This is a genomic window from Sphingomonas bacterium (assembly GCF_028289855.1).
Classification (GTDB): Bacteria; Pseudomonadota; Alphaproteobacteria; order Sphingomonadales; family Sphingomonadaceae; genus Sphingomonas.
The window spans coordinates 1-5410 of sequence record NZ_JAQGKZ010000082.1; the positions used below are offsets into that span (position 1 = coordinate 1).

At 65.4% G+C, this 5410-nt stretch carries 8 protein-coding genes and 1 tRNA gene; 2 read left to right on the forward strand and 7 right to left on the reverse strand.

All coding sequences use genetic code 11. The features are described 5' to 3' along the window. Nucleotides 1-8: 8 nt before the first annotated feature. A tRNA-Leu gene (locus JWM94_RS09695) sits at nt 9-93 on the reverse strand. A 130-nt stretch (nt 94-223) separates the two neighbouring features. Between JWM94_RS09695 and JWM94_RS09700 the strand changes: the two genes are divergently transcribed. Both JWM94_RS09700 and JWM94_RS09705 read left to right on the forward strand, forming a co-directional pair. Beyond that, nucleotides 224-373 (forward strand): hypothetical protein, encoded by a 150-nt coding sequence (locus JWM94_RS09700; protein WP_299425736.1) that lies wholly within the window; start codon nt 224-226, stop codon nt 371-373. A gap of 5 nt (nt 374-378) precedes the next feature. Beyond that, nucleotides 379-516 carry a hypothetical protein gene (locus tag JWM94_RS09705; protein WP_299425739.1) on the forward strand — a complete coding sequence of 46 codons (138 nt, stop codon included), beginning with the start codon at nt 379-381 and terminating at the stop codon, nt 514-516. Between the two features lie 17 nt (nt 517-533). On the opposite strand, the gene JWM94_RS09710 is transcribed toward JWM94_RS09705, so the two are convergent. The 6 genes from JWM94_RS09710 to gatB all read right to left on the reverse strand — a co-directional run. Further along, entirely contained in the window at nt 534-1130 is a 597-nt protein-coding gene (locus JWM94_RS09710) for a hypothetical protein (RefSeq protein ID WP_299425742.1), read from the reverse strand. Next, a complete protein-coding gene (locus tag JWM94_RS09715) occupies nt 1127-2356 on the reverse strand; it encodes a M48 family metallopeptidase (protein ID WP_299425745.1) in 1230 nt (409 codons plus the stop codon). Before JWM94_RS09715 ends, JWM94_RS09710 begins: the two co-directional genes overlap by 4 nt. Next, the gene (locus tag JWM94_RS09720; protein WP_299425748.1) at nt 2353-3096 is read right to left on the reverse strand and encodes a hypothetical protein; all 744 of its coding nucleotides are present in this window, start codon (nt 3094-3096) and stop codon (nt 2353-2355) included. The genes JWM94_RS09715 and JWM94_RS09720 overlap by 4 nt, the downstream gene beginning before the upstream one ends. Nucleotides 3097-3216: 120 nt before the next feature. Then, a complete protein-coding gene (locus JWM94_RS09725) occupies nt 3217-3840 on the reverse strand; it encodes a peptidylprolyl isomerase (RefSeq protein WP_299425751.1) in 624 nt (207 codons plus the stop codon). Between the two features lie 52 nt (nt 3841-3892). Then, on the reverse strand, nt 3893-4294 hold the full coding sequence (locus JWM94_RS09730; RefSeq protein WP_299425755.1) for a GNAT family N-acetyltransferase: 402 nt from the start codon (nt 4292-4294) through the stop codon (nt 3893-3895). A 47-nt stretch (nt 4295-4341) separates the two neighbouring features. Beyond that, nucleotides 4342-5410, reverse strand: a 1069-nt coding sequence (gene gatB / locus JWM94_RS09735; protein ID WP_299425758.1) for an Asp-tRNA(Asn)/Glu-tRNA(Gln) amidotransferase subunit GatB, incomplete at its 5' end; no start/stop codon positions are given.

Below are 5410 nucleotides of genomic sequence, written 5' to 3' on the forward strand. Positions count from 1 at the left end.
ACGGGGACTGGTGCGGGCGAAGGGACTCGAACCCCCACATCTTGCGATACTTGGACCTAAACCAAGCGCGTCTACCAGTTCCGCCACGCCCGCTTGGGACACCGCCGGTCGGCGGCGTCTATAGCAACTGTCCCCATCGGGGCAACCCGACAATTCTTAGTAATAGGATGCCGGAGCAACCCGTTGCAGCGTCGATGCGTTGGACGACTGAGAGGAACCGAACATGGCCACCCAGCCCCCACCCGAATTTCCCGACACGACCCAGCCCGGCGCGCCCGATATCGCCCCGCCGGAGGTCAGCCCACCGGCGCCCGATATCGACGTCCCCTCCCCCGGCGAACATCCGACCGGACCGGCCGACCCGCAAGGATAACCGAGATGACCGAACGAGACCCCCATCCCGACAGCCCGCCCGACGCCGACAACGACAAACGCGAAGACGTCGAACAGGCGAGCGAGAACAACGACGACGCCAAGCGCGACGAGGTTAGGAACGAGGACGACGACGCGCGGTAAATCCGGCCGCGCGTCTCTCAGAGGCGCGCGGTCGAGACCAGATAATGCGCCTCATCCTTATAGGCGTCGAAATAGTGGATCACCGGCGCTTCGAAGGTGATCAGGTACAGCTTCCCGTCGACCACCGCACCGTCGGCCACGCCCTTGCGGCGCACCTCTTCGCCCTGGACGACGAACGTATAGGTAAAGTGAAAGCCCGGCCGGCCGGCAAAGGTCGCCGGTTCGATCGAATCGATGTTCATCAGCGATGTGCCGATGGAGACGCGATAGCTGCTTTCGAACAGCTGGGCGATGTCCGGCACCAGCATGGTCTTCGAAAAGCGCGGCAAGGGCGCGGTCTTCTTCTTGGAATCGCGGAACAGCGTCGTGTCGTCGGGGATTCCGCCATAAAAGGTCACGTCGTCGAGCGTCAGCCCGTCGAGCGTCCAGCTTTCCGCATTGCGCCCGGGACGTGCCCCGAGCCGGTTCCAGTCGACCGACGGCGTCACCGTCAAAGCCGACTTGGCGACCGCGATCGGCACGCCCTTCGGCACCAGCTTGTAGCCGGCAATGGCGGGCGTGACGACGGCGGCAACTGCACAAGCCGCAACGGCCAATCGGGAAAAGCGTGTCATTGGGTTCCTCCTGCCAGCATGGCGATCATCGATTTGTCGGGAGCATCGGGTTTGCGTTCGAGATAAGATTTCAGCGCGGTCTGACCGGCGGGCTGGTCGCCCGAGCGCAGCAGCGCCAGGCCGAGCCCGCGCCAGGTTTCGACTGGCGCGTCGGGCGCCGTGCTGGCCTGGCGGTAGAAACCAACGGCCGCGGTCAAATCATCGGGCCGCCCGCGTGACCGATACAGTTCGCCCCGTGCGTAGTTGAGCGTCGGCGTCCAGCCTTCGTTCGCCAAGTGCGCGAGCAGAAAATCGGTCGCTCCGAAATCATTGAGCTTGATCTGATCGTCCACCAGCATCGTCCAGAACGGGCTTATCGACGCGACATATTCGCGCCGGCCGGACGTCCAGCCCGGCGACGGCGCAATCTTTTTCGCCTCGGCCGTCATCGCCGTGACGCGTTCCGCGGATGGCGGATGGCTGGCGAACAGGCCGCCATTTTTGTCCTTGCGGCTCTTCGTCCCGCGCGCGGCGGCGGTTGCGTCGGCCTCCTCGCGAAACTGCTCCCAGATTTTGGGCGCTTCGTTGGGATCGTATCCGGCGCGCGCGATCATCTCCACCGATCCGGCATCGGCCGCGGCTTCCTGTTCGCGCGAAAAACGGAAGATCGCCGACACCTCGCCCAAGGCGATCAAGGCTCCGACCAGCCCGAACATCGACAGCCACGCCGCCCCGGCCGCGCGGGCGCGCACTTCGCGAAACAGCAACAGCGAATGGCGATTCTCGTAATGGACGTATTCGTGCGCCAGCACGGCGGCCAATTGTGCCTCGTTACGCGTTCGCAGCAATAGGCCGGACCAGACCTGCATCATGCCGTTCGGTGCGATATTGGCGTTGAAATAGGCCGTGCGCGTCACATAAATGCGCACCTCGCTGCACCGCGGCCCGACCGTGCGGCAGAACACGCGGCGGACATAGTCATTGAGCGCCGCGTCGCGGATCACGAAGTTGGAATTTTTGAGATCGCGCTCCTGCTCCGCCATCTGCATCCACAGGCCGCGCTCGTCTTTGTCCTGCGGCTGATAAACCGCCGGGGCGACCTCGACCGTCGCCGACACGTCCGCCGGCGGCGGCGTCTGGGTTTGCGGCGGGACGGCCTGCCCCGACGGATAGGGCTGGGCAGCGGCGAGCTGGGTCAGCGCCATCGCCGCCGCCGCCACGCCGAGCGCAACGCGACGCGCGATCATTTTGCGGGCTTATCGGCGGCGGTGGGTTCGATGCGTCCCGGGAAGCCGCCGAGCAGTTGACCGACGCGCTTGTCGGCACCCGGCGAAGTCCGGACGTCGCCGCCCATCTGCGGATCGGCGTTGAGCCAGATCACTTCACCGGTTTTCAAATCGACCAGCCCGGCATAGCCGATATGAATGCCCGGCTGAATGGCGACCCCGAACATCGCGCCGAAGATCTGCGCCGCCTTGCGGCCGGCCGAGCCGTAACTGTCGAATGTGTAGAAGAACAACGCATAATCGGCGCCGGTCATCTTGCCGATCCGCTGCGTGCCGTCGCCCAGCGTCCAGTCGAATTCGCCCTTCTTGGTCGGCAAGCGGGCGCCGACGAACAGGCGGTTGACCTGGATCGCCTGCGCCACTGCGGTGAACAGCGCCTTATATTCCGCCAGATAGGCGCCGTCGTCGCCGGTCGGGTCTTCGTCCTGGAACACCAGCTTCGCACCGGCGACCCGGTCGTTGCGGCGTAGCGATTCGGCGATCTCCTTGCGCGCGGTTGCCGTCCAGTCGGCATTGGGCTCGTTCACCCCACCGGTGGTCATCGTGCCGACGCTCACGTCGGGCCGGAACACCACTACGGTAACGGGCTTGTCGGTCGGGAAAGTGAAACCCGGCTTGATCGCCGACCGTTCCTGCGCGAGCGCGCCAACCGGACACAGCACGACAAACGCGGCGATAATCGCCGCCCACAAGGTACGCATTGCTAAGAATCCCCCATTTGATTCGGGGCTGAAGCTATCGGCCAAGTAGAGCGGTGGCAAGATAGTGCGACGGGCAAACCCCCGAAACGCAACATTTTTTGCTACGGCATTGTCAACGTGTCAGCTTTTCACCCGCCGCGCAGACACGACGCGGACCGCCGCCACCGGAAGCTCGCCCTGGAACGAGCCGCGCAGCGACGCGGTGGGCGAAACGGGGGCGTCGAAGATCTTGAGCACCACATCCATCCCCTCGACCACGCGGCCGAACGCGGCATAACCCAGGTTGTCGCCTGGCTTGGCCGGGTCGGCGTCCATCGACGGTTGATCGCCGAGCATGATGGTGAAGTCGCCGCGCGCGGTACCGGGCGCGAGCCGCGGCGTCGACAGCACGCCGTCGAGATGCCGGATGCCGGTCAGCGTGGTCGGCTCGTGCTTGATCGGCGGCAGGACGCGCTTCGGGTCACCGTTGACGCCGAACTGGACGAAGCCGAACCGGTCGGCGACCTTGACCACGCGATAGAAGGTGATGCCGTCGAGCCGTTTCTGATCGACGTAACGCAGGAAATTGCCCGCGCTGACCGGGGCGCGGACGGTATCGGCTTCGACGACGAAGCGCCCGGCGGTGGTTTCGATCGCGACGCGGGGGAGCGGCGGCCCCGCGGGCGCGGGTGACGGCGCCGGCGCGGTCTGGGCGAGCGCGGGGATCGCCAGCAACCCGAGGACGATCGTCAGCAACTTGCGCATCGCACTCTCCTTCGGCCCGCAGCCTATGGCGCGGCTGCGCGCATCGCAACCGTCAGCCGGGCGACCAACGGTAATGCGCGACGATCTGGTCGGGCTTGTCGGGACGCGGGCCGAGCGATCGGAGCGTCATGCCGTGCCGCTCGTAAAATGCGCGGGCGCGATCGTTGGCGGTGTTGGACCACAGCGTGAAGCCTTCGGGCATCAGGCGCTTGGCCTCGGCGAACAGCGCCTTGCCTACGCCCCTGCCCTTCCAATCGGGGTCGAGGAACAATTGATCGACCTTTTCCGGATAGGTTGCCAGCATACCGACTACCACGCCATCAGCCTCGGCGACGGTCAACATCCAGTCGCCCTTCGCCAGATCCGCATCGAGCCGCGCACGCATCTCGGCGGGGGTCGGCGGAACACCCCGTTCCAACCCGGTCGACAGCCAACCGTCGAGCCAAACGCGCACGATCGCATCGTAATCCGCCGGTGTCGCCGGCCGGACGACGATATCGCTCAGGACAGCGCCTTCTTGAGCAATTCGTTGACCACCGCCGGATTGGCCTTGCCCTGCATCGCCTTCATCGTCTGACCGACAAAGAAGCCGAACAACGCTTCCTTGCCGCCGCGATATTGTTCGAGCTGGCCGGGATTGGCGGCGAGTACGCCGGCGATCACGTCTTCGATCGCGCCGGTGTCGCTGGTCTGCTTGAGTCCGCGTTCCTCGACGATTGTGCCGGGCGCGTCGCCGGTTTCGAGCATCACCTCGAATACCTGCTTGGCCAGACTCCCCGACAGCGTACCGTCGCCGACGAGCGCGAGCAGCTCGGCGGCCTGGCCCGGCGTAACCGGTGAGTCGGTGATATCCTTGCCCAGCCGGTTGAGTGCGCCGAACAGTTCGGACGAAACCCAGTTCGCCGCCGCGACCGGCTTGGCGCCCGCTTCCAGCAACGCATCGAACCAGCGCGCAGTCTCGACCTCGGCGGTCAGGACGTTCGCCTGATAGGGCGTGACCCCCTGCGCCTCATACCGCGCGCGCTTGGCGTCGGGCAGTTCGGGCAGGCTGGCGAGGCAATCAGCAAGGAACGCGTCGTCCAATTCGAGCGGGAGCAGGTCGGGATCGGGGAAGTAACGGTAATCGTGCGCATCCTCCTTCGACCGCATCGAGCGAGTCTCGTTGCGGTCGGGATCGTAGAGGCGGGTTTCCTGGACGATCTTGCCGCCCTCCTCCAGCACTTCGACCTGGCGGCGCGCTTCCTGTTCGACCACGGCCATCACGAAGCGCACCGAATTGACGTTCTTGGTCTCGGTCCGCGTGCCGAAATCCTCGCCGAGCCGCCGCACGGAGACGTTGACGTCGGCGCGCATCGATCCTTCTTCCATGTTGCCGTCGCACGATCCGACATAGCGAAGGATCGCGCGCAGCTTGCGCACATAGGCCCCGGCTTCGGCGGGCGAGCGCATGTCGGGCTTGGAGACGATCTCCATCAGCGCGACGCCTGAGCGGTTGATGTCGACATAGGAATGCGACGGGTGCTGGTCGTGCACCGACTTGCCGGCGTCCTGCTCAAGATGCAGCCGCTCG